Below are 24009 nucleotides of genomic sequence, written 5' to 3' on the forward strand. Positions count from 1 at the left end.
TCCGTGATCGTTCCGATGACCGGAAATCTACGGTCGCCGTTCACCGAACTGAAGGGGTGATTCACGGCGCGGACCTTGCCGGGCCGGGGATTCCCCTGCTATCTCTCGGTGATGACCGTGTATTCCCCGGACGCCACCGACTGGCGCATCCTCGACGTCCTCCAGCGGGAGGGCCGGGCCAGTTTCGCCGAGCTGGCCCGGGCCGTGTCCATGTCGCCGAGCGCGGTGACCGAGCGGGTACGGCGGCTGGAGGAGGCCGGCGTCATCAAGGGGTACGCGGCCGTCGTGGACCCCGAGCGGCTCGGCCTGCCGATCCTGGCGTTCGTCCGGCTGCGCTACCCGAACGGCAACTACAAACCCTTCCACGACCTGGTCGCGGCGACGCCGGAGATCCTGGAGGCGCACCATGTGACGGGCGACGACTGCTTCGTCATCAAGGTCACGGCGCGCTCCATGCGCCATCTGGAAGAGGTGTCGGGCAAGATCGGCGCGCTGGGCTCGGTGACCACGAGCGTCGTCTACTCCTCGCCGCTGCCAAGGCGCCCGCTGGGCCGCTGAGTTCAGCCGACCCCGCGCTGCCGCAGCACCGACCCCGAGCGCCCCTTCACGACCTCCAGCTGCGCGTGGATGCGCCGCCGCAGATCGGCGACGTGGCTGACGATGCCGACGCTGCGGTCGCGCTCGCGCAGCGAGTCGAGGACGTCGAGGACCTCGTCGAGGGTCTGGTCGTCGAGACTGCCGAAGCCCTCGTCGATGAAGAGGGTGTCCAGGCGGACCCCGCCCGCCTCGTCGGTGACGACGTCCGCGAGGCCGAGGGCGAGGGCGAGCGAGGCGAAGAAGGTCTCGCCGCCGGACAGGGTCGCCGTGTCGCGCTCGCGGCCGGTCCAGGCGTCGACGACGTGCAGTCCGAGGCCGCTGCGGCCGCGTCCGCTGCGGTCGTCGGAGTGGACGAGGGTGTAGCGGCCGGACGACATGCGCTGCAGCCGTACGGTCGCGGCGGCGGCCACCTGTTCCAGCCGGGCCGCCAGGACGTACGACTCCAGGCGCATCTTGCGTTCGTTGTCCGACGAGGTGCCCGCGGCGAGGCCGGACATGCGGGCCACGCGGTCGTACTCCTCGCGCAGCGGCGCCAGGCGCCGTACTCCCGCGGTGGCTCGCGCGGACAGCCGGTCGAGTTCCGTGCAGCGCCGGTCTGCCGCGTCGCGCGCGGAGGCGGCGTCGCGCAGACGCTGGGCCGCGGCGGCCGCGGTCCGCTCCGCCGCGGTGAGATCGGCGGGCGGCTTCTGGGCGGCGGCCGCGGTGTCGGTCTCGGCGAGGACGGCCCGTACGGCGGCCTCCTCGAACTGCCAGGCGTCCAGCCGCCGTTGCAGCTCGCGGTGGGCCGCCTCGTCGAGGAGCGCGGCGGCCGCCGCCGGTGGGGTGTCGAACCCGGCGCGGAAGGCGGCGTCGGCGAGACGGGCGTCGGCGTCCTTGAGGCGCTGGGCGGTGTCCTCGGCGGCGCGCGCGGCGTCGGCGGCGTCGGTGAGCAGCGCGGCCCGCCGCTCCAGTTGCGCGGCCCGCGCGGCGACGCTGTCGGCGGCACCGCGCGCCTGCGCCAACTCGCCTTCCAGAGTGGCCCTTTCGTGGTCGAGCCGCTCGCGGTGGCCGACCCGGGAGGCGGCTCTGACCGCAGCCTGCTGCTGGGCGGCGGTCCGCTGCTCGTGCTCGGCCCGGGCCCGGCGCAGCTCCTCGTTCGCGGGATGCAGCGCGGCGGCGTCCCTGCGGGCCTGTGCGTAGAGCCGCTCCAACTCGTCGGCTTCTTCGGCAAGTTGTCCGGTGGGGGTGTCACCGGCCTCCGCGGTGGCGGCGGCCAGTGCTTCTCGTACGACGCCCAGGCGCCGTTCGTCCTCGGCGCGCTGTTCGTCGGCGCTCTGGTAGGCGGCGAGGGCGCGCTCCTCCGCCTCGCGGCCGACATGGCCGGCGACCTTGCGGGCGGGGGCGGGGTGTTCGGTGGCCCCGCAGACGGCGCACGGTTCGCCGTCGGCGAGGTTCGCGGCCAGTTCGGCGGCGATCCCGTTCAGGCGCTGTTCCTTGAGGTCGAGCCAGTGCGCGCGGGCCTGGACGGCGCGTTCCGCCGTGGCGAGTGCCTGCCGCTGTGCCGCGTCGGTGTCGACCGCGAACTGGTCGCGCTGCCGGGCCGCCCTCAGCCGCCGCTGGGCGGGTTCGCGCCGGACGGCGAGCTGTTCTGCCCGGGCGGCGGCGTCCTGCGCCGACTCGATACGGCTCTGCAGTCCGGCCCGGGTCGCCTCCCACCCGGCGAGCCATGCCTGCGCCTCCTGCCGGACCTCCTCGTCGTCCCGCTCCTGACGCTCCAACTTCTCCCGCTCCTGGACGAGTTCCGCCAGCCGTCGCTCGCCGCGACGGGCGGACTCCAGGCCGCCCAGCTCCTCGGCGGCGCGGCGGGCGGCCGCGGCGAGTCCGGCGGCACCGGCGTCGGCGAAGACGACCGGCGGCCGGGAGAGCGGATGCCTGTCGGCACCGGCGCGCTCCGGACTGGTGTCAGCCGACTCCTCGCCGAGAACGGCTCCGGGAGGAAAATCGGCCTCCCCGTCCCCGAGGGCATCTCGCAGCACGGCACGCGCGCGTGCCTCCTCCGCCGCGGCCCGCCGGTGGTCCGCGTCCGCCGCCTCCCGGAGTTCCAGCGCCGGCGCCACCGCCTCCGCCTTGCGTGCCCGCTCCATCCGCGCCTGCGCCTGCCGGTACGCGTCGGACCGCTCCTCCAGCAGCGCGGCCCGCTCCCGCGCCTCGGCGAACCGCCGCTGCAGCCGGGCCCGTTCGCGTACGTCGGCCAGGGCGCGGTCGGTCGCGGCCTGGGCGGACTCGGCGGCCGTGAGGCGGCAGTGGGCGATGGTCAGCTGTTCGCGGACGGTGCTGCGGGCGACGGCGGCCGCACACAGCACGGCGTCGGCGAGGCCCGGTTCGCCCGGTTCCAGGTCCGGCAGCTCCATGGCGGCACCGGCCGCCTGCTGCATGCGGTGCGCGTCGGCCAGCAACTCGGCGTCGCCCTCGCGCACTCGGGCCTCGGCCGCGCGGCGGCGTTCGGCGAGCCGCTTCTCGACCTCGGCGAAGCGGTGGGTGTCGAAGAGGCGGCCGAGCAGCCTGCCGCGGGCCTCGGCGTCGGCGCGCAGGAAGCGCGCGAAGTCGCCCTGGGGCAGCAGCACGACCTGGCAGAACTGCTCGCGGCTCATGCCGAGCAGCTGAGTGATCTCCTCGCCGATCTCCTGGTGGGAGCGGCTGAGGTCCTTCCAGGCGCCGGCCGCGGCGTCGTACTCGCGCAGCCAGCTCTGGGCCTTGTCGAGCGTCGTGCCCGAGCCGCGCTTCTTGGGCCGCTCCCAGGGCGGCTGCCGGGTGACCTCCAACCGGCGTCCGGCTACGGTGAGTTCGAGGCGTACCTCGGTGCGCGTACCGGCCGCGGCGTGGTCGCTGCGCAGCGTCATGCCCTGACCGGACTGCCGGGCGCCCGGCACGGTGCCGTACAGCGCGTAGCACACGGCGTCCAGGACGGAGGTCTTGCCGGCGCCGGTCGGTCCGTGCAGCAGGAAGAGCCCGGCGGTGGACAGTTCGTCGAAGTCGACGGTCTGGGACCCTCCGAAGGGCCCGAACGCGGTGATCTCCAGCTGGTGCAGCCTCACCGCGCCACCTCCCGCACGGCCTCGTCCGCCCGCACCGCGTCGAACGCGTCCCGCAGCACCACCTGCTCGCGCTCGTCGGGTCCGGCGCCGCGCACGTGGGCCACGAAGTCCTCCGCGATCTGCTGGTCGGTGCGCCCGGCGAGCCGCGTGGCGTACGACACGGCGGGGTCGTCCGGCGTCCGCTCCGGGTCGAAGACGAGGCTGAGCGTGTGCGGGAACCGCCCGCCGAGTCGGGCCATGGGGTCGGCGGGCCGGACCGGGTCGGTGAGGGTCGCCTCGACCCAGGCCTCCTCGTGCCGGGCGAGTTCCGGGTCGGCGAGCAGGTCCTCCAGGGTTCCCCTGATGCGGGCCAGCGCGCGCGGGACCGGGCAGTCGACGCGCTCGGCGGTGACCGCCCCGTCGGCGTCCAGGTCGACGAGCCACATGCTCTTGCGGTGCCCGGCCTCCGAGAAGGAGTAGGGCAGCGGGGAACCGGAGTAGCGCACGCGCTCGGTGATGGTCTGGCAGCCGTGCAGGTGCCCGAGCGCCGCGTAGTCGACACCGTCGAAGACGCCGGCGGGCACCGCGGCCACCCCTCCTACCGTGATGTCCCGTTCGCTGTCGCTGACTTCGCCACCGGTGACGAAGGCGTGCGCGAGGATGACGGAGCGGGTGCCACGCGCACGTGTGGTGAGGTCCGCGCGGACGCGGTCCATGGCGGCGGCGAGCACGGTCTCGTGTCCGGCCCTGTCCACCGCGAACTCGTCCTTCACCAGGGCGGGTTCGAGATACGGAAGCCCGTAGAAGGCCACGTCGCCATGGTCGTCGGAGAGCATCACCGGCGTCCCGCACGCGGACGGCTCGGTCCGCAGATGGATGCCCGCGCGATCGATGAGGCCCGCGCCCACGCCCAGCCGACGGGCCGAGTCGTGGTTGCCGGAGATCATCACCGTGGGCACACCGAGGTCGGCGAGCCGGTGCAGCGCGTCGTCGAACAACTCGACCGCGGCGAGCGGCGGCACCGCGCGGTCGTACACGTCCCCCGACACGACGACCGCGTCCACGCCGCGCTCCCGCACGGTCGTCACGAGGTGGCCGATGAACTCGGCCTGGGCCCCGAGCATGTTCACCCGGTGGAACGCCCGGCCGAGATGCCAGTCGGAAGTGTGCAGCAATCTCACAAACCCACTCCGAACCGCATGTCTCCCCCTGCTCCGCCCCTGGAACCAGCACGAACCAACACAAGCTCGCGGTCAGCAGCCACCACGCTAACGCCTGCCGACACCTGACCCCCCACGAACCTCGACCTGTCACCACCATCCGACGGCGGATGGTCAGGATTGTCCGTGATACTCCCCGTACGCCTCCCCGCCCAGGTCGAACCGGGCCGTCCCCGCGGTCGCGTCCGCGAGCCACGCCCGGAAGGCCTCGACGTCGGCGTCCGGCAGCCCTATCTCGATCGTGACCGCCTCGCCGTAGCGCACGTCCCGTACCTCACGGCCGGTCGCGCGCAGGTCGTTGTGGATCTTGCCGGCGCGCTGGTGGTCGACGGTCACCGTGGCGAGGCGGAAGCGGCGGCGGGTGATCGCGCCGAGGGTGTCCAGGGCCTCGCCGACCGCTCCGCCGTACGCGCGGATGAGGCCGCCCGCGCCGAGTTTGACGCCGCCGTAGTAGCGGGTGACCACGGCGACGACGTACCGCATGTCGCGGCGCAACAGCATCTGGAGCATGGGGACGCCGGCGGTGCCGCCGGGTTCGCCGTCGTCGCTCGCCCGCTGGATCGCGGCATCGGCGCCGATGACGTACGCGAAGCAGTTGTGCGTGGCGTCCGCGTGCTCCTTGCGGACGGCCGCGACGAAGGCCTGGGCCTCCTGCTCGGTGGCCGCCGGGGCGAGGGCGCACAGGAAGCGGGACCGATTGACCTCGGTCTCGTGCACGCCCACGCGGGCGACTGTGCGGTACTCGTCCTGCATCCGGCCACCCTATGCGGAGTGATCCGCCGCCCGGTCCCCGGCCGTCTCGCGGTCGCTTCTTCCTGCCGCGCCCCACGACCGTCTCGCGGTCACTTCTTCTTCTTGCCGCGCGCCACGGTCAGGTCCGTGAGCAGGGCCGTGCCCGGAGTGAGGTCCTGCCAGTCGGTGCCGCGCCAGGCCAGTACGGCGATCGCCGAGGTCGGGAACTTCAGCCGGACCGCGTCGAGCGCGTCGTCGAGGCCGTCTCCGGCAAGGGCGAGGACCAGTTCCTCCAGCCCGGGGTTGTGCCCGACGAGCAGCAGGGTGTCGACCTCTGCGGGCACCTCGTGCACGACGGCCAGCAGCTCGGGTACGTCGGCCGCGTACACCCGCGCGTCGAGCCGCACCGGCGGTGGTGTGCCCCACTGCGCCGAGGCCAGTTCCCAGGTCTGCCGGGCGCGTACCGCGGTGGAGCACACGGCGAGGTCCGGCAGCAGGTCGGCGTCGGCGAGGGCCCGGCCCGCGGCCGGCGCGTCCCGGCGGCCGCGCGGGGCGAGGGGGCGTTCGTGGTCGGGGACGCCTTCCGGCCAGGCGGACTTGGCGTGCCGCAGGACGACCAGGTGCCGCAGCGGACCGGCTCCCGCCCGCGCGATCATGGCGTCGATCCCACGTCACGGGTGAGTTCGACACCGAGCAGCCGGTCGGCGTAGGCGTACGTCTCGAAGCGTGCGCCCTCCGGCAGGTCCGAGGTCTCGACCGACCCGAGGACCCGGAGCACGGCGCACACGTCCAGGTCGTCCTCCCAGGCGGTACGGAGCTCTCCGCGCACCTCCTCGGGGATCGCCCGGGACGGCCTGCGCGCCCAGTCGGCGACCGCGCGGCGCCACCGTGCGAGGGTCTCGCGGGCCTCTGCCAGCGCATCCGCGTCGAGCCGCACGGGCTCGCTCCGGCGCCTGGAGAGCAGCGCCAGGCGTACGACGGCGGGGTCGGCGCCGTCCGGGATCGGGACGGACGCGTCCTCCACGGGGGCGACGGCGATGCGGACGCCGTCGGGGGCGGGCCCGCTGTCGGCCATGACGTGGATGACCTGGGCCTCCCCCAGCCCCGCCGAGACGTCCCGGCTGTCCTCGAACGGCCGGATGCCGAGGGCCGCGGCGGCCGCCCGAAGCTCCGCCTGCTGTCGTTCCCCGGTCAGCAGCGCCCAGACGGGCGTACCGCCGATTTCGAGGGCCCGGAACAGGACGTCGGCGACCAGCAGCACGCGCAGGGCGGTCGGGTCGCAGCCCGCCGCATGGGCCTGGATCCGGGTCAGACCCCGGCGGGCGGGAGCGGCCTCGACGGGCTCGCCGGTTCGGACGTCGATGATGCGGAGCACGTGGCGAGCGTAGGCGTGCGGAGAGGACCGCGCCACCGTCGGCCCGAACAGGCGTTCAGTTCGGCGTGCCCGGAAACCGCACATGGGGCCGACCCCGAGACCCTTCCCTGGTCACGGCGGCCCGTACCCCGCACACACCGGGGTGTCCCCGACGGGTCGCACATACGCGGAATCCTTTCTCCGGCGAGTCCGGCGTAAGTATGGTGATCCTGTGAAGACACTCGTGTGGGCGGTCGAGGGCGGCTCGACGATCTCCCGGTACCGGACGGACACCGGGAACGTCACCGACACGCTCGGGGACGGCAGCCGGATCGTCGGCACGGTGGATGGTTGGCGTGAACACCGTGATCATCTCGTCCTGGCGGAGGTGCGCGATCACCCCGGATTCGCGTTCGGCGACATCTGTGACGCCGGGCTGGTCGACGAGCTGATCGCAGGCACGACGAGGCCGTCCGCTTCTCCGCCGAGTCGCATGTAGGCCGCTCCACTTCTGGGCGCCGCGGGGCGGGGGACCGGAAGTCATCGGCACGGTCATCACACTCGAGTCCGTCAAGGGCACCGTCGGCGTGGCCGGCGACCAGCACGGACGGCCCTGGACGGTGGACCTGCGTTTCCAGCTCTGTTCGACGAGAAGAAGGGTTCAGTCCATGAGCTCCAGGATCCAGCCGACCGCTCAGGTCGACGAGACGGCCACGATCGGCGACGGGACGACGGTCTGGGACCTGGCCCAGGTACGGGAGGACGCGCGGCTCGGCAGCGGGTGCATCGTGGGCCGGGGGGCGTATGTCGGCCCGGGGGTGCGGATCGGCGACAACGTGAAGCTCCAGAACTACGCGTTGGTCTACGAACCCGCGGTGCTCGGTGACGGGGTGTTCGTCGGACCTGCGGCGGTGCTCACCAACGACTACTTCCCCCGTTCGGTGGACCCGCAGGGCCGGTTGAAGCGCGGTGGCGACTGGGAGGCCGTGGCGGTGGTGGTGGCGGAGGGGGCGTCACTGGGGGCCCGTTCGGTGTGTGTGGCACCAGTGCGCGTCGGTCGTTGGGCACTGGTCGCGGCGGGTGCCGTGGTGACCCGGGACGTGCCGGACTTCGCGCTCGTGGCCGGCGTTCCGGCGCGCCGGATCGGCTGGGTCGGCCGGGCCGGCGTGCGACTGGTCGAGCGGGAAGGCGAGTCGGGCGGATGGGAGTGCCCCGAGACAGGCGCGCTGTTCGACGAGAAGGACGGTGAACTCGTCGAACACGCATGACTCTGTTTCTCGCATGTTTCTCGCAAAACGCAAATCGTCGAACATCTACAGGCATAACATGTGTGCGATCTGTGCAGACCGAGCACAATAGGCGCACGAACTAGTAGTGCCCGGGGGGGTACGGGGTGGGGACACCTATGCCTGCTGCCAGGAGCCAGGACCGCTCCGACGCCTGACGTCTGCCTTCCGCCGTGCGGCCATCCGCGCCGCGGCGATCACCAGTCTGCGCAAAACAGGACCCACAGGGGGGTTGGTGTGCCCAAAAGATGACCACCACACGTCTGGCGGCACTCGGTCGTGAGGAACCGACGCTGCTCGCGCTCGCCCAACGGCTCCTCGCCGTCGCCGAGTCGGGGCTTGCGTCGATGCTGCTCCCCGGCGGCGAGGCCTTCGCGTTCACCATGGCCGGGCGCAAAGCCCCCGACGGTTCCTGGAAGTTGGAGCGGCGGGGGACCAGCACCCGGTACGCGGCCATCACCGCGCTGGGGGTCCGGTTCCTCCCCGAGGACCGCCAGCGCGCGGTGCTCGCGGGACGTACCGCCCAGGAGTTCACGGGTCTGCTGATCGAGTCGCTGCCCGCGGTGACCAATCTCGGTGATGCCGCGCTCATCGCCTGGGCCGCCGCCGAGACCGGGCATCCCAAACTGTCCGACGCTCTCGGGCGGGTCGAGGCCCTGGACGAAGAGGGCCGGCCTCAGTACACCGTCGAGGCGGCGTGGGTGCTGTCCGCCCTCGCGGCGGCTCGGAGCACGGTCGATGTGGAGAGACGTTTCTCCGCAGCTCGCGACCGTCTGCTGCGAGCCCGGATCGGGGACAGTCCGCTGTTCCCGCATGCCACCGGGCCAGGCCTGGTGCCCTGGTACCGGGCGCACGTGAGCTGCTTCGCCGACCAGACGTACCCGCTGCAGGCCCTGGCCCGCGCGCACGCCGGCGGCGACGGCGATCCGGAGGCGCTGGCCGCGTCCGAGTCGTGCGCGGCGCGCATCTGCGAGTTGCAGGGCGAGGGCGGGCAGTGGTGGTGGCACTACGACGCGCGCACCGGCGGCGTCGTGGAGGGTTACCCCGTCTACAGCGTCCATCAGCACGCGATGGCGCCGACCGCCCTGTTCGATCTCGCCGACGCGGGCGGTACCGACTTCGGCGCGTCGATCCGCAAGGGCCTCCGCTGGATGACGGACGTGCCCGAACTGGCCGCCCGCCCGGAGAAACAGGAGCCGTTGATCCTCGACGAGCTCGGCGCCACCTGGCGCAAGGTCTACCGGGGTGATCCGAAAAAGGCCGTACGCGCCGCCCGAGGACTCGGCACCCGAGTCGCTCCGAACCTCCGGTTGAAGTTCCTGGACCGGGTGTACCGCCCCGTCTCCGTGGACCACGAATGCCGGCCGTACGAATTCGGCTGGATGCTCTACGCCTGGTACGGGAGCCGAATATGAACGCGCGTCAGACTCTGTTCGGGGTCGAGCTGGACCCGCTGACCATGGATGAGACCGTACAGCGCTGCCTCAGTGCGGTCCGGGACGGCCACCAGCTCGAGATCGGGGTGGTCAACGCCGCGAAGCTGGTGAACATGCGGCGGGACGACCGGCTCGCCCGGGCCGTGGCCGGCTGCGACCTGGTTCTCGCCGACGGGCAGGCCGTGGTCTGGGCCGGCCGGATCCTGCGCGCCCCGCTGCCGGAACGGGTGGCCGGTATCGACCTCTTCCTGCGGCTGCTGGCCGAGGCGGAGACGGCGGGGATGTCCGTGTACTTCCTCGGGGCCAAGCAGGAAGTGCTTGAGGAGATGCTGCGCCGGGTGGCCGACCGCTTCCCCGGCCTGAAGGTGGCCGGCAGCCGGAACGGCTACTTCGAGGATTCCCAGCAGGAGGCCATAGCGGGCGCGATCGCCGACAGCGGCGCCCAGATGCTGTTCCTCGGCATGACCTCGCCCAAGAAAGAGATCTTCACGGCCGCCTACGGCGAACGCACCGGCGCCCGCGTCGTGCACGGGGTCGGCGGCTCCTTCGACATCCTGGCCGGGGTCACCAAGCGGGCCCCGGAGTTCTGGCAGCGCTGGGGAGCCGAGTGGCTCTACCGCGCGCTGCAGGAGCCGCGGCGCCTCGGCCGGCGCTATCTCACCACCAATGCTGCCTTCCTCCTCATGACGGCGCGGGAGCTCATCCGGCTCACCCCGTCGACCGTTCCCGCGAACAGGAGACACTGATGCGCGTCGTCGTGGTTGGACAGGGATACGTCGGCCTGCCACTGGCCATCCGCGCGGCCGAGGTCGGACACGAGGTGATCGGCTACGACGTGGACTCCCGGCGGGTCAAGAGCCTTGCCGCCGGTGAGTCCTTCGTCGAGGACGTCTCCTCCGAGCGGATCCGCGCGGCCATGGACCGCGGCGCCTACCGCCCGAGCGAATCGGCCCGCGACTGCGGCGGTTTCGACATCGCCGTCGTGACCGTCCCGACCCCGCTGCACGAGGGCACTCCCGACCTCCGTTACATCAGGGAATCGGCCCTCACCCTGGCCCGCTACCTGCGCCCCGGAGCCACCGTCGTCCTCGAGTCGACCACGTATCCCGGCACCACCCAGGAGCTGTTCGCCCCGATCCTGGAGGACGGCTCGGGCCTGACCGCGGGCACCGACTTCCACCTCGGCTACAGCCCGGAGCGGATCGACCCCGGAAACGCCGTCTGGGGCTTCAAGGAGACCCCCAAAGTCGTCTCCGGCGTCAACGCGTCCTCGCTCACAGCCGTTCAGGACTTCTACGCGCAACTCGTCGACACCACCGTGCCGGTGAGCTCGCCGAAGGAGGCCGAGCTCGCCAAGCTCCTTGAGAACACCTTCCGGCATGTGAACATCGCGCTGGTCAACGAGATCGCGATGTTCGCCCACCACCTGGACATCGACGTCTGGCAGGCCATCGAGGCCGCCTCCAGCAAGCCCTTCGGCTTCATGAAGTTCACGCCCGGACCGGGCGTCGGCGGCCACTGCCTGCCCATCGACCCCTCGTACCTGTCCTGGCGGGTGCAGCGCGAACTCGGCCAGAGCTTCCGCTTCGTGGAACTGGCCAACGACATCAACAACCACATGCCCGAGTACGTGACGCGCCGCATCACCGACTTGTTCAACGAGAGACGTCGTTCCGTGAACGGCTCGCGCGTCCTGCTGCTCGGCCTGGCGTACAAGAAGAACACCGGCGACGCCCGCGAGTCGCCCGCCCTGCGCATCTCCCAACTGCTGCTCGACATGGGGGCCCAGGTCAGGGCCGCGGACCCGCACGTCGTCGAAAGCCTGCCGATGGACACCCGGCTGGTGCGGGTCGAACCGGCGCCGGAGGAGCTGGCCGCCGCCGACGTGGTCGTCCTGCTCACCGACCACGACAGCTTCGACTACGAACTCATCGCCGAACACGCCCCTTTCGTCCTCGACTGCCGTCGGCGGCTGTCGTCCGGACCCACCATCGAGGTGCTCTGAGCCATGCCGCGAGTCGTCTGCGTCGCCGGGGCGCGCCCCAACTACATGAAGATCAAACCGGTGATGGACGCCCTGGAACACCGGGGCGCCGAGGTGGTCCTCGTCCACACCGGTCAGCACTACGACCCGGCCATGAACGACGTGTTCTTCGCCGACCTCGGCATCCGGCCGCCCGACCGCTTCCTCGGTGTCGGCTCCGGCACCCACGCCGAACAGACCGGACGCGTGATGACCGCGTTCGAGCCACTGCTCACCGAGGTGGCCCCGGACATCGTCGTCGTGGTCGGAGACATCAACTCCACCCTGGCCTGCGCCCTGGTCACCGCCAAGGCCGGACCGCTGCTGGCCCACGTCGAGGCCGGCCTGCGCAGCCGCGACTGGAGCATGCCGGAGGAGGTCAACCGCGTCGCCACCGACCGCGTCAGCGACTACTTGCTGGCCCCCTCGCCCGACGCCGCCGAGAACCTGCGCGCGGAAGGGTACCGGGACGACCAGATCCACCTCGTCGGCAACGTCATGATCGACACGCTGCTGGCCAACCTGGACCGGGCCAGGGCCTCGGACATCCTCAGCCGATACGGCCTGTCCAGGGGCGGGTACGGCCTGGTCACCCTGCATCGCCCCGCCAACGTGGACGACCCCGAGGTCCTCGCCGGGCTCCTGAAGGCCCTCGGGGAGATCGCCGGCCGCCTCCCGCTCGTGCTGCCCGTTCACCCGCGGGCGGCGGCGCGGCTGGCCGACATCGGCGTCCCCGGAGGCATCAGGCTCGTACCGCCCGCCGGATACCTGGACTTCATCGCCCTGCAGGACTCCGCTCGCGTCGTACTGACCGACTCGGGCGGAGTACAGGAGGAGACCACCGCGTTGGGCGTGCCGTGTGTGACCCTGCGGGACAACACCGAGCGGCCCATCACCGTCGAGCAGGGCACCAATACGCTGGCCGGCCGGGATCCGGCGCGCATCGTGTCCACCGTCAACCGGGTGCTGGACGATCCTCCCGCGCCGCGTCGGCCCGGACTGTGGGACGGTCGCGCGAGCGACCGGATCGCCGACGTGCTGCTGGCGGGAGACACCGCGAGCACCCGGCCGAGACCCACCGACCAATCGCTCTCCGTATGACCCGCTTGCAACATATGCTCGTCGAACATCTGGTCGCGAGGGGGGGACCTCATGGATCTCGCTGAGATCTTCCGGGTCATGCGCAGGCGCTGGTACGTCCTGCTGCCCGGACTGCTGCTGACCGTCGGCCTGACGGTCGCCGTGGCCGTGGTGGTTCCGGTCACCTACAAGTCGCAGAGCACGGTGGTCCTCCTGAACTCCCAGAAGGCCACGGTCGCCTACGACGGCAACCCGTTCCTGAGCACCCAGACCTCGCTCACCGGCATGGCCGACAGCCTGGCCCGCAACCTCAACTCCGATGTCTCCGTGCGGGAGCTCAAGTCCCGTGGTGCCACCGGCACGTTCGACGCCAAGCTCGCCGACAACGCCCAGGGGCCGCTCATGTGGCTCAGCGTCACCGGCACCGAAAAGAGCGCCGTCCTGGCCTCGGACCGCATCCTGACCACGTATGCCAAGGAGCGGCTGGAGGAGTTCCAGAAACAGCAGTCCGTCGCCGAGAAGGCCATGATCCGCATGACGACGATCGTGCCGCCGCAGAGCCCGGTGGCGCAGACCAAGACCCGGCTCCAGTACATGATCATGGCCGGAGGCCTGGGCCTGGTGCTGAGCATGGTCGTCGTCTTCTACGTGGAGGCGCGCCGCCGGTCGCACTCACCGGTGCGCCCGGAAGAACCCGAACAGCCGGACGACACACCCGAGTCGGCGACCGGTTCCCCCGCCACCGCTCCCCGGTCGACGGCCGAGGAGCCGGTGGCGGAACAGACGATCGCTCTCCGCACACCGCCCGCCTGGTCGCGGTCCACCGGGGACAGGCGGGCCGCGGAGCCGAGGGCGGGGCGGCCCGCCATGGTCGCGGCACCCGCCACCGAGCCGCTCGACGAGGAGTCGACTCATGGACAGCGTTCGCACAACGGACAGCGAGAACGCTGACCCCAGCGACACCCCCGCTCCTGCCACCGCCCCCTCCTTCGGCACGAAGGTCCGTTCGGCAGCCCGCTGGAGCCTGATCAACACCGTCGTCGTGCGCCTGGGCAACTTCGCGACCGGCATTGTGCTGGCGCGCTTCGCCCTCGGCCCTGCGGAGTGGGGCGTCTACGGCATCGCCCAGACCGTGCTGCTGGTCCTCCTGTCCGCGAACGAGCTGGGCGTGGGCCTGGCCATCGTGCGCTGGGAGGGGGACGCACGGCGGTTCGCGCCGACCGTACTGACCCTCAGCGTCCTCTCCAGCGGCCTGCTGTACGTGGCGCTGTTCGCCGCGGCACCGACGGTGGCGGGCCTGCTCGGCTCGCCGGACGCCGCGGGCGTACTGCGGGTGATGTGCCTGTGCGTGGTGATCGACGGGTTGGCACAGGTGCCCGGCGGCTTCCTCACCCGTGAGTTCGCCCAGGGCAAGCGGATGATCATCGACGGGCTCAACTTCGTGCTCAGCACCTCGGTGACGCTGCTGCTGGCCTTCGAGGGCTGGGGCGCGATGAGCTTCGCCTGGGGAGCCGTGGCGGGGAACGTCGTCACACTGATCGGCTGCGCGCTGGCGGCGCCGGGCACCCTGAAGTTCGGCTGGAACCCCGAGCAGGCCCGGGCGCTGCTCAGGTTCGGGCTTCCGCTGGCAGGGGCGAGCATGCTGGCCCTCGCGGTGGTCAACGCCGACACCCTGGTGGTGGGCGCGACGCTGGGCAACGTGTCTCTGGGCTTCTACGTGCTCGCCTTCAACATCTCCGGCTGGCCCGTGAGGATCATCTCCGAGGCCGCCCGCCGGGTCTCCTTCGCCGGCTTCTCCCGCCTGGCCGACTCGCCGCAGGCGCTCGCCCAGGGCTTCAGCCGTGCCCTGGGCGTGGTGATCACCGCCACCGTCCCGCTGTGCGTCCTGCTGGCCGGCCTCGCGGGGCCGGCCATCCAGCTGATCTACGGCAGCCAGTGGGGACCCGCGGCCGCGGCACTGCCCTGGCTGATGGCCCTCGGTCTGATCCGCATCGGCAGCGAACTCGCCTACGACTGCCTGGTCGCGATCGGGCAGCGCCGGTCGCTCTTCCTGGTGCAGGGCCTGTGGCTGGCCGCCCTGATCCCGGCGCTCCTCGTCGCCGCCCGCCTGAACGGCATCGTCGGAGCCTCACAGGCCCATGTCCTGGTCGCCGGCGGCCTGGTGGTGCCCGTGTTCCTGTTCGCGCTGAGCCGTGGCGGCATCGGAGTCGGCCGGATCGCCAGGGCCTGCGCGTGGCCCTTCCTCGGCGGGGCCGTGATGGCCGTGATCATCCTCGGCCTGGAGCCCCGGTTCGGCGACGGCCGGCTCGCCCTCCTCGCCATCAGCACGATCGCCCTGGCCGGTTACACGCTGTGCGTCATGCCCAGCCGCGACTTCCTGCGCGGCGTCGATCGCGGCGACCGGCCCCACCGTGGCCGACACCGGGCTTCCGCACCGGTTCGGACTACCCCACAGGACATGAGGACACCCTGATGTCACGACGTATCAGCCGGAAATCGCTCGCGCACCTGGCGCTCGCAGCCTTGCTGGCGGTCCTGGCCGTGGCCTGCTCGGGATCTGACCGGACCGCCTTGCCGGACTGCCCCGATGACGCACGAACCTGCCCCGCGAGCGGGTCCTCGGCGGCACCGAGCGCCGGTCCGTCGACCGCGGACGGCCAGGCGACGGACCGCCCCGCCACCTCGCCGTCCCCGACGGGGAAGCCCACCTCGACGGCGGGTGCCGGCAGTGCGTCCGCCGCACCCCCGGCCAAGGCCGCTTGCGCCTCTCCCGGCGCCTGCGGCTTCCCGGACGCCACCACCACCGGTCCGCGGATCCCTCTCAAGCCCCACAAGACCGGGTACATGGCCGTCCGTACCAACGGGCTCGTCATCCGCGGGTGGGACATCACCGGCTCGCTCGACATCTACGCGAACGACGTCACCGTCATCGACACCAAGATCACCTCGGACAGCTGGTGGGGCGTCAACCTGCGCCCCGGTTACAGCGGCCTGCGGGTCCTGCACTCCACCATCACCGCCGTGCCCGGCAAGGGGCCGGACAACGGCGGCGTGGACTACGCGGTGTCGAACATGGGAGGCAGCTCCGTCGAGGTCGGCTGGTGCGACGTCTCGGTGTTCGGTGACGCCCTGTCCATGGGGCAGGGGAATATCCACGACAACTACGTCCACGACATCGTTCCCTTCGTCAACCTGGGCGGCGAGTGGCAGCACACCAACGCGGTGATCAGCGGCGGCGGCAACACCGGCCACCTGATCATCCGCCACAACACCCTGCTCAACGCGACCAGCCTCAAGCAGGGGGCTTCGGGAAGCATCGGTCTGTTCGCGGACACCGGGGTCGTCCGCAATGTCACCGTCGACCACAACTGGATCGCCGGCGGCGCGTACGCCCTGTACGGCGGCGACACCGGCGCCACCGGGATCAAGGTCACCGACAACATCTTCTCGACGCAGTACCACCCCTCCTCCGGCGGCTACGGCGTGGTCGCCCACTGGAACGCGAGCGGCGCCGGAAACGTGTGGCGGAACAACCTGATGTCCGACGGCCGCCCGATCCACCCCGAGCCGGCCTCGTGAACGGGGCGCCCACCGGGGAGGCGAGACCATGATGCGTCGTGTCGCGCGGGCACCCTGGACACTGCTCAAGGCGGTGTTCGGCTGGCTGGTGCTCTTCGAGACCAGGAACAAGATCCTGCTGGCCCCCTCCGCGATCAGGCTCCGCCGCGTCGAGAACGCCGAGACCCGGCGGCTCGCGGCCGGCCTCCCGTCCGCGCCCTCGGCGCTGGTCGCCACGGTGATCGCCACCCACCGCCGCCCGGAGGCGCTGCGTGCCGCGGTGCGCTCGGCGCTGGCGCAGAGCGTGGCCGACCAGGTCGTCATGGTCGTGGACGACGGCGCCGGGCTTCCCGAACTGCCCGATGATCCAAGGCTGTTCGCCGTTTCACTGGCGAGCAACACCGGTGTCGCCGGAGTCGTCCGCAACATCGGGATCCGGCTGACACGGTCCCGCTACGTGGCGTTCCTGGACGACGACAACCTGTGGGAGCCGGACCATCTCGCCCGCGCGCTGGACGTACTGGAGTCGCCCGGCGGCCCCGACGGCGTCTACACGGCGCTGCGCCGCGTCCTGCCCGACGGAAGCGAGCGTGACGTCCTGTCGGTGCCCTACGACCGGCGCAGGTCCGCCCGCGAGTCCTTCCTGGACACCAACGCCTTCGTCGCCCGCCGCAATCGCTCACTGCACTTCAGCCGCCTGCGCCGGACGCCGGAAGTGCTGCCCCGGGAGGACTGGGAGCTGATCCACCGGTACGGCCGCAGGCACCGGGTGCGCCATGTGCCGCACCCCACCGTCCGCTACCTGATGAACCCGGCCAGCTTCTACACCCGGTGGGGACCGCCCAGTTGAAGCCGCCCGGCTCGCCGACCGTCGCTCACCTTCCATTCCGATCAGTTCCGTTTCGATCGTTCCGTTCCGACCACAGGTGGTTGATCCCGTGCCCCGATCCCGCGCCCTCAGAAACAGATTCGTCGACGCACCCGGCTCGCTGGGCGAACGCCTGCGCATCGCCCGCTGGGAGCGGTTTCAACGCTGCTTCCCCGGCATCGAGGGCATGCGCGTCGTGGACCTGGGCGGGACGGCCGAGATGTGGCTGCGTGCCCCGGTGCGCGCCAAGCACGTCCACCTGATCAATCTGGAGGAACATCCCGCCGAACTGCCCGACTGGATCACCGCGGAGGTCGCCGACGTCACCGACCCGGCGGTCGCCGCCGAACTGAGCGGCCACGGCGGCTACGACCTGGTGTTCTCCAACTCGACCATCGAGCACGTGGGCGGCCACAGCCAACGCCGGAAGTTCGTCTCGGCCGTCGAATCGCTGGCCCCGCTGCACTGGATCCAGACGCCGTACCGCTACTTCCCCGTCGAGCCGCACTTCGTGGCGCCCGGCTTCCAGTTCCTGCCGCTGGCCGCCAGGGCCCGTCTGGTACGGCACTGGCCGCTGGTCCACAGCCGCCCCGACAGCCCGGAGTCGGCGATGAACGCGGTGATCAACATCGAGCTGCTGACCCGCACCGAGATGCGCTACCTGTTCCCCGACTCGGTGCTCCTCAGCGAGCGGGTGCTCGGTGCGACGAAGTCGCTGACAGCCGTGCGAACGGAGCTCGCATGCTGAACAACCTGATCAACAGACATGACGCGGACCGGCTGTTGCGCAAGGTGCGGAAACTGGACCTGGACCCGGTGCTGGCCAAGCTGCGGGTGCGGGGCGGCGCGCGAGTGGTCCAGCACTGGTCCCAGGTCGACCCGTCGCTGACCGAGTGGTGGGCGATACCGGCGGTCATCAAGCGGTGGAATCTGCTGATGACCGGCGACGCGGACACCTCCTTTCCCCAGTACGTGGCCGCCAAGCACTTCGCGCCGCGCACCGATCTGCGCGGCCTGTCGTTGGGGTGCGGCACCGGCGGAAACGAGCTGCTCTGGGCGAAGACCGGCGCGTTCGGTCTCCTGGAGGGCGTCGACGTGGCGCAGCAGCGGATCGACTTCGCCACCCGCGCCGCCGCCGAGCACGGCCTCGCCGACGTCCTGCGCTTCCGGGTCACCGACGTCAACCGGATGACCAGCGACGGGGAACGCTTCGACGTCCTGCTGGGCCTGCAGTCGCTGCACCATTTCGACGACCTCGACGAGACCCTGCCCCGCCTGTCCCAACTCATCGAGCCTGATGGTCTGTTCGTGATCGACGAATTCGTCGGCCCAACCCGGTTCCAGTGGACCGACGGCCAACTGGAGGCGGCGAACGCGCTGCTGGCCCAGCTCCCCGAGGAGCGACGGCGCCTGGCCGACGGCCGCATCAAGCGCCGCGTCGTGCGGCCGAGCAGGCTGTCGATGGTACTGGACGACCCCTCGGAGGCGGTCGACGCGGCGGCGCTGCTGCCGGGCCTGCGGCGCGCATTCGACGTCGTCGAGGAACGGCCGTACGGGGGGACGGTGTTGCACATCGCGTTCTCCGGGATCGCGCACAACTTCCGTGACCAGGAGCCGGGGACGCTGGCGCTGCTGGAACGGTGTTTCGCTGCGGAGGATGCTGCGCTGCCGGAGGTGGGGCACGATTTCGTGGCTATGGTGTGCCGGCCACGGAGTGCTGCGGGCTGAGGGAAGTGCCACGATGTGCCGTCGGCCGGCTGCGGCGCCCTGGTCGCGCCCACGCGGCGGAGCCGCATATCGATACAGCCCCGCGCCCCCTTGGCGGCGACCCGGTGGACGTTCGCTGTCAGGGTCCCGGTGTTCCGCGCAGGGCGCCCGGTCGGGCCAGGGCCGCCGCCGCCGCGCGGCTGGCCGGGCGGCCCAGCGCTGCTCGTGTCGTCTCCCGGAGCAGGACCGCGGTGCGGAAGGCGGCCGTGGAGAGGGCGCCATGCCGTTGCCGGTACAGGCGGACACGGTTGAGGGTGAGCAGGGTCCAGAGGCGGGGCGACACCTGGGAGTCGCCCCCGAGGTGCACGGCCTCGGCTGTCGGCTCCAACTGCGTGGCGTATCCCCGGTCCCGCGCGCGCAGGCAGTACTCGGTCTCCTCCGAGTAGAGGAAGAAGGACTCGTCCCACGGACCGCAAGCGGCCAGGCAGTCCCCCGAGATGGCCATGAGGGCGCCGGTCGCCCAGTCCGCGCGCGTGGGCCGCTGATACGCGGCGGGGTCGGTGACGAGCTCGCTCAGGGCCGGGAAACGCCCGGCCCGGGTATTGCCGATCACGGCCTCGCCAAGGGCCCGGAGCACGCTCGACTCGCGGCGCAGCGAACAGTGGGGCGTGTTGCCGCCTTCTTCGTACAGGAGAGGTACGGCGATCCCGACTCCGTCCCCGAGTCCGTCGACGAGACGTTTGGCGCAGCCCTGTCGCATCCGGATGTCGGGGTTGCAGATGAGAGCGACCCCGTACTCACCAGCCGCGCCCAGCGCCGCGTTGACCCCAGCCGCGTATCCGGCGTTGCGGCCGCTCCGGACGACCGTGGCGTCCGGCGCCAGCGCCCGCAGCACGTCGACGGTGTCGTCGGAGGAGTCGTTGTCGGCGACGACGAGCCGCCAGTCGAGACCGGCCATGCCATCGGGAAGTGAGGCGAGGAACCCGGGGAGCACCGAAGCGCTGTTCCAGGTGACGACGATGACGGCGACGGCGCTCATCGGGACTCCACGAGTTGGGGAAGCCGGGCTTCGGATGCCGCACGGGGGACGGGGACCACGGCCCGTGCCGCGGCCGCCTCGCGGCGGACGAAGCCGAGGTGGCTGCCGCCGGCCCCCAGGATCAGGAAGAACATTCCGGCGTACATGGGAAAGCTGAGCGCGTCGAAGGTGGCGCTGATGACCAGGGCGACCAGCGCCGAGGCGAGAAACGCCTGCCCGAGTTCCCGGTCGGCATCGGTGCGGGCGAGCCGGCGGATGGCACCGCCGGTGTGTATCCCGGTGACGAACAGGGCGAACAGCGCGACGAGCCCCACGAGGCCCATCTCGGCCAGGGTCAGCATGTACTGGTTGTCCGTGAAGAAGTACAGGTCGGGAGTGAAGGTGCCGAACCCGCGCCCGAACCAGGGGTGTTCGTCGAAGTAGGGGACGATCGCGCTGTACTTCACGGTGCGCGCCTGGGTACTGCTGTCGGAGTTGGACAGGAAGCTGGCGAACAGGTTGGTGATGGTTCCGATCAGCCCGGGAATGATCACCTTGAAGCCGGCCACCGAACCCACGATGATTCCGAACGCGGCCCAGCGCCGCTGCGGCTTCCAGCGGGGCACCATCACCAGGATCGCGATGAAGGCGCCGATGATGGACGTCCTGGACACCGTCAGCGGAAGCGCACCCGCCATGATCGCCACAGGGGCCCAGCGGCGCAGTGCACCGGCGTGCCGGCGCACCGGATCGAACGCCTGGTGCACGGCGAAGGGAACCAGGATGGCCAGCATCCCCCCGAACTCCAGCGGATGGGCCGTGGTGGAGCGCGGCCGGGTGAACGAGCCGCGGTCCATGGCGCTGATCCCGGCGGTGCTCGACTGCAGGCCGGGGATGTGAATGGAGTCGGCGACGTTGGTCGCCGCGAAGAAGTCGTAGTAGCCGATCAGGGCGACCACCGTGCCCAGTACGACGAGCCGGCGCATCAGGACCTCCAGCCGGCCGCGCTCCTGGATGCCGGCCGAGGCCAGCACCACCAGCGCCACCCACACCCCGAGCCCGATGAGCCCCCGGTCGGCGCCGAGGACCTCCTTGTGCGAGCTGTCGCGGGTCGCGTCCGCGAGGTACGACAGCAGCACCGCCGCGGCGAGCAGGCACATCGCCACGCGCGGGAGCCTGGTGCCCTCGGCCGGACGGATGCGGCCGCCGAGCCAGGTCGCGAGGTACCAGAGAAGCCCCAGCAGGGCGAAGACGTTGGCCGGGGTGCCGACACCGCCCAGCGCGGGCAGGGTGAGGTTCGACGGGACGAAGAAGGCCAGTACCAGGTAGCCGGTGAGGATCGTCGTGGCGTCCAGCTTCCGCGTCAGCAGACCCCTCGGCGCCCGCTCGGGAGGCCGGGCGCGATGGCGCCGGGGAACGTACCCGGCCTGGGCCCGTCCCCGACGGCGGACCACCGCGACGCCCTCGGCCAGGATGGACAGCAGGAACGCGCTGACGACCCCGACGATGACGATCGACGCGATGTTCTGGTACCGCGCCTTCGGCTGCGAGACCGGTGTCTGCGGCAGAACGACGGGCGCGGTCTGCACCAGGTACACCTTCGGCACCTTGGAGGCGGCCTGCAGCGCCTTCAACTGCTCCCCGGCGAACTTGGTGAGGGTGGTGGTCTCCCGCAGCACCTTCGCCTGGTCGGTTCCCGTGACGCTCAGGGTGAGCAGCGGGCTGTCGGCGTCCGGCGCGAACCCGGCCGTGTACCGGTCCGTGACGCCGCGGGAGTGCAGTTCCTTGGCCGAGTCGCTCGACTGGAGCGTCCTGATGAGCACGTCGGCCGTGACGACCAGTGAACCGCCCGCGTTCGATATGGGGTTGCCGAAGGTGGGCGCCAGATCGGCGACCGCCGTGGAGTCGAGCAAGGTGACGGAACTCTGCGACTGGTAGGACACCGGGATGGTCCGGTACAGGTACCCGCCCGCGAGAACACTGAGCAGGGTGAGGGGCACCATGAAGTACCAGCGCCTGCACATGATCGCCCAGATGTCGCCAAGGCTCATGAGAACTCCCCCCGTCCCGGTGCTGCGGGACCGAACGCCCGGGCTCGGGCACAGCTTAGGGGTCCTCGAACTGTGAGCGCCCGATCAGGTCGCGCGACCTGATCGGGCACAAAGCAAGGACCCCTGAGGCCTCGTGATCCGGTGGCGGTCCGCCTCCGCGCCTGCGAGGATCGGTGCCGACGGAAGGAATCCCTGTGTCGCCTCGTGACGTCGCCGAAGCGCTTCTCCGCCGCTGGTACGTCCTGGTGTTCGCGCTCCTGCTGACGGCTGCCGCGGCCTACCCGGTGCTGCGCCCCACCCCGCAGTACCTGAGTTCGGCGGTGGTCGTCCTCAAACCGCCCGTGACGGGGAACCAGCCGAACCAGCTGACGAACCTTCAACCGCCGCTCGCCACCCTCTCGTACGGCGTCATCCAGCAGCTCGCATCGCCCGCCGGGCGCAAGGAGTTGAACGCAGCCGGCGTTCACGGGACGTACCAGCTGATCCCGCGCAACAGCGGCACCAGCGCGACGCCCGCCTATCTGATCCCCTCGTTGCAGGTGCAGGCGCGGGGGGCGAGCCCCGTCGAGGCGAACACGGCGGTCCGCCGGATCATCGACGTCTACGCCGGGCATGTGGCCGACCTCCAGGACGCGCAGCGGATCGCGGCCGGGGCGCGGATCAGCGCATCCGTCCTGGTCGCACCGAGCGCCGCCCAGGTGCAGGGCACCAGGAGCCGCGCGCTGGCCGGTACGGCTCTGCTGGGCGCGGGTGCCGCCATCCTGAGCGCGCTGTGGTTCGACCAGTACGCGCTGCGCCGCAGGAACAAGAAGGAGAAGTCCCGGGGCCCACGCCACCACGTCGGCGGGGTTCCGGTGGCGGGCTGAGCTCCGAAGCGGGCGCACGGCACCGTGCGCCCGGCCGGCCACGGTCCTCGGATCGAGCGTGGACATCAGATGCCGCGGCGCTTCCAGGACTCCCACCACAGCCACTCCCGCCCGCGCTCGGCCACGGCCGACCACACCAGCGGCTGCAGATACGGCATGGCCTTCGGACCGATCCGCCTGCGCAACCGCAGCGCGCGGTACTCGGGCAGCGCCGCGTACTCCGGCAGACACTCCCCGGCGAAGGCCACGAGTTCGTCGACCGGGACCAGCTCGGTGCGCCCCCGGTCGTAGGCGCGGTAGGCGCGGCGCAGCGCGAAGCGGGCGAGGCGGGTGTGCACCGCGGTGGCCAGTCGATCGGCCTGCGGCAGCAGGTCTGAGCATTTGTCGAGTACGGAGTCGTAGGCGACGAGGCGCTGGCGGAGGTCGTCGAGCTGACCCCCGAAGTCGGTGGTGGACATGTTGTTGCCGTGGACGCGGTAGAAGGCCTGGTCGGCCCCGCGTACGTAGCCGACGTCCGCGCGGGCGGCGAGCCGCATCCACATCTCGATGTCGCCGGCGTGCGGAAGTGCGGGGTCGTAGCCGCCCACCTCGCGCTGCAGGCTGGTGCGGACGACGACCTCGGGCGAGGTGATACAGCCGGTGCCCTCGCGGAACCGGCGCTCCAGCCACCAGTGCCCGGGATAGACGGCCGAGCCGGTGCTCCGTGTACGGGCCGGTGGCAGCGGGCCGCCGTGCTGGAAGCGCAGGGGTCGGCCGTAGGCGAACCCCGCCTCGGGGTGGGCGTCAAGGAGCGCGGCGGCCCGGACCAACGCGCCCGGGACCAGCCGGTCGTCGGCGGAGAGAAGGGCGACGTAGTCGCCGTCGGCCCACTCAAGGAGGCCCTCGTTGTACGTGGCGATGTGGCCCTTGTTGGTTTCGTGGACGCGGACTTCGATGCGCGGGTCGGAGGCGGCCAGCTTGCGCGCGGTCTCCGCCGAGTCGTCGGGCGAGGCGTCGTCGATGATGAGCACCCGGACGTCGACGCCGTCCTGCTCGTCCAGGACGCTGCTCACACAGTCGGCGAGGAAATGGCCGTACTTGTAGCAGGGGATCACAACACTGACGGTGGACATCGGTGAGGAAGCCAATCCCCGGTGCCGGCCTCGGGGAGGCCGGCACCG

At 71.4% G+C, this 24009-nt stretch carries 22 protein-coding genes; 14 read left to right on the forward strand and 8 right to left on the reverse strand.

What is annotated here, in order from left to right:
- The first annotated feature begins 111 nt into the window (after positions 1-111).
- Positions 112-558, forward strand: a complete 447-nt coding sequence (locus tag ACFYO2_RS08185; RefSeq protein ID WP_388345750.1) for an Lrp/AsnC family transcriptional regulator — start codon at positions 112-114, stop codon at positions 556-558.
- Positions 559-560: 2 nt separating this feature from the next.
- On the opposite strand, the gene ACFYO2_RS08190 is transcribed toward ACFYO2_RS08185, so the two are convergent.
- The 5 genes from ACFYO2_RS08190 to ACFYO2_RS08210 all read right to left on the reverse strand — a co-directional run bounded on the left by ACFYO2_RS08190 (position 561) and on the right by ACFYO2_RS08210 (position 6977).
- The gene (locus tag ACFYO2_RS08190) at positions 561-3671 is read right to left on the reverse strand and encodes an AAA family ATPase (protein WP_388345752.1); all 3111 of its coding nucleotides are present in this window, start codon (positions 3669-3671) and stop codon (positions 561-563) included.
- Entirely contained in the window at positions 3668-4831 is a 1164-nt protein-coding gene (locus tag ACFYO2_RS08195; protein ID WP_388345755.1) for an exonuclease SbcCD subunit D, read from the reverse strand. Before ACFYO2_RS08195 ends, ACFYO2_RS08190 begins: the two co-directional genes overlap by 4 nt.
- 153 nt (positions 4832-4984) lie before the next feature.
- A complete protein-coding gene (locus ACFYO2_RS08200) occupies positions 4985-5623 on the reverse strand; it encodes a YigZ family protein (RefSeq protein WP_388345758.1) in 639 nt (212 codons plus the stop codon).
- Positions 5624-5712: 89 nt separating this feature from the next.
- Complete coding sequence (locus ACFYO2_RS08205) at positions 5713-6258, reverse strand: SixA phosphatase family protein (protein WP_388345759.1); 546 nt, start codon at positions 6256-6258, stop codon at positions 5713-5715.
- A complete protein-coding gene (locus ACFYO2_RS08210) occupies positions 6255-6977 on the reverse strand; it encodes a hypothetical protein (protein WP_388345761.1) in 723 nt (240 codons plus the stop codon). The genes ACFYO2_RS08205 and ACFYO2_RS08210 overlap by 4 nt, the downstream gene beginning before the upstream one ends.
- 211 nt (positions 6978-7188) lie before the next feature.
- On the opposite strand from ACFYO2_RS08210, the gene ACFYO2_RS08215 reads away from it, so the two are divergent.
- The 12 genes from ACFYO2_RS08215 (at position 7189) to ACFYO2_RS08270 (ending at position 18935) form a co-directional block, all read left to right on the forward strand.
- Positions 7189-7455, forward strand: a complete 267-nt coding sequence (locus tag ACFYO2_RS08215; RefSeq protein ID WP_388345764.1) for a hypothetical protein — start codon at positions 7189-7191, stop codon at positions 7453-7455.
- Between the two features lie 169 nt (positions 7456-7624).
- Positions 7625-8224 carry an acyltransferase gene (locus ACFYO2_RS08220; RefSeq protein ID WP_388345767.1) on the forward strand — a complete coding sequence of 200 codons (600 nt, stop codon included), beginning with the start codon at positions 7625-7627 and terminating at the stop codon, positions 8222-8224.
- 266 nt (positions 8225-8490) lie between these two features.
- Complete coding sequence (locus ACFYO2_RS08225; protein WP_388345770.1) at positions 8491-9657, forward strand: hypothetical protein; 1167 nt, start codon at positions 8491-8493, stop codon at positions 9655-9657.
- The gene (locus tag ACFYO2_RS08230; RefSeq protein WP_388345772.1) at positions 9654-10424 is read left to right on the forward strand and encodes a WecB/TagA/CpsF family glycosyltransferase; all 771 of its coding nucleotides are present in this window, start codon (positions 9654-9656) and stop codon (positions 10422-10424) included. Before ACFYO2_RS08225 ends, ACFYO2_RS08230 begins: the two co-directional genes overlap by 4 nt.
- Entirely contained in the window at positions 10424-11683 is a 1260-nt protein-coding gene (locus ACFYO2_RS08235; protein WP_388345775.1) for a nucleotide sugar dehydrogenase, read from the forward strand. Before ACFYO2_RS08230 ends, ACFYO2_RS08235 begins: the two co-directional genes overlap by 1 nt.
- Positions 11684-11686: 3 nt before the next feature.
- Positions 11687-12802, forward strand: coding sequence for a non-hydrolyzing UDP-N-acetylglucosamine 2-epimerase (gene wecB / locus ACFYO2_RS08240; RefSeq protein WP_388345778.1), 1116 nt, complete (start codon positions 11687-11689; stop codon positions 12800-12802).
- A gap of 51 nt (positions 12803-12853) precedes the next feature.
- The gene (locus ACFYO2_RS08245) at positions 12854-13732 is read left to right on the forward strand and encodes a chain length determinant protein (RefSeq protein ID WP_388345781.1); all 879 of its coding nucleotides are present in this window, start codon (positions 12854-12856) and stop codon (positions 13730-13732) included.
- A complete protein-coding gene (locus tag ACFYO2_RS08250; protein ID WP_388345784.1) occupies positions 13695-15254 on the forward strand; it encodes a lipopolysaccharide biosynthesis protein in 1560 nt (519 codons plus the stop codon). The genes ACFYO2_RS08245 and ACFYO2_RS08250 overlap by 38 nt, the downstream gene beginning before the upstream one ends.
- Positions 15254-16360, forward strand: a complete 1107-nt coding sequence (locus tag ACFYO2_RS08255) for a hypothetical protein (RefSeq protein WP_388345786.1) — start codon at positions 15254-15256, stop codon at positions 16358-16360. Before ACFYO2_RS08250 ends, ACFYO2_RS08255 begins: the two co-directional genes overlap by 1 nt.
- 28 nt (positions 16361-16388) lie before the next feature.
- Positions 16389-17189: a glycosyltransferase family 2 protein gene (locus tag ACFYO2_RS08260; RefSeq protein ID WP_388345789.1), complete on the forward strand. Its 801-nt coding sequence runs from the start codon at positions 16389-16391 to the stop codon at positions 17187-17189.
- 88 nt (positions 17190-17277) lie between these two features.
- Positions 17278-17955 (forward strand): class I SAM-dependent methyltransferase, encoded by a 678-nt coding sequence (locus ACFYO2_RS08265; protein WP_388345792.1) that lies wholly within the window; start codon positions 17278-17280, stop codon positions 17953-17955.
- Entirely contained in the window at positions 17949-18935 is a 987-nt protein-coding gene (locus tag ACFYO2_RS08270) for a class I SAM-dependent methyltransferase (protein ID WP_388345795.1), read from the forward strand. Before ACFYO2_RS08265 ends, ACFYO2_RS08270 begins: the two co-directional genes overlap by 7 nt.
- A 118-nt stretch (positions 18936-19053) precedes the next feature.
- Here the strand turns inward: ACFYO2_RS08270 and ACFYO2_RS08275 are convergent, their stop codons facing one another.
- Both ACFYO2_RS08275 and ACFYO2_RS08280 read right to left on the reverse strand, forming a co-directional pair.
- Positions 19054-19953, reverse strand: coding sequence for a glycosyltransferase family 2 protein (locus tag ACFYO2_RS08275; RefSeq protein ID WP_388345798.1), 900 nt, complete (start codon positions 19951-19953; stop codon positions 19054-19056).
- Positions 19950-21983, reverse strand: a complete 2034-nt coding sequence (locus ACFYO2_RS08280; RefSeq protein WP_388345800.1) for an O-antigen ligase family protein — start codon at positions 21981-21983, stop codon at positions 19950-19952. Before ACFYO2_RS08280 ends, ACFYO2_RS08275 begins: the two co-directional genes overlap by 4 nt.
- A gap of 194 nt (positions 21984-22177) precedes the next feature.
- Between ACFYO2_RS08280 and ACFYO2_RS08285 the strand changes: the two genes are divergently transcribed.
- Positions 22178-22849 (forward strand): hypothetical protein, encoded by a 672-nt coding sequence (locus tag ACFYO2_RS08285; protein WP_388345803.1) that lies wholly within the window; start codon positions 22178-22180, stop codon positions 22847-22849.
- Positions 22850-22914: 65 nt separating this feature from the next.
- On the opposite strand, the gene ACFYO2_RS08290 is transcribed toward ACFYO2_RS08285, so the two are convergent.
- Positions 22915-23961 carry a glycosyltransferase family 2 protein gene (locus ACFYO2_RS08290; protein ID WP_388345806.1) on the reverse strand — a complete coding sequence of 349 codons (1047 nt, stop codon included), beginning with the start codon at positions 23959-23961 and terminating at the stop codon, positions 22915-22917.
- Positions 23962-24009 lie beyond the last annotated feature (48 nt).

The organism is Streptomyces sp. NPDC006602, assembly GCF_042870385.1.
Taxonomy (GTDB): Bacteria; Actinomycetota; Actinomycetes; order Streptomycetales; family Streptomycetaceae; genus Streptomyces.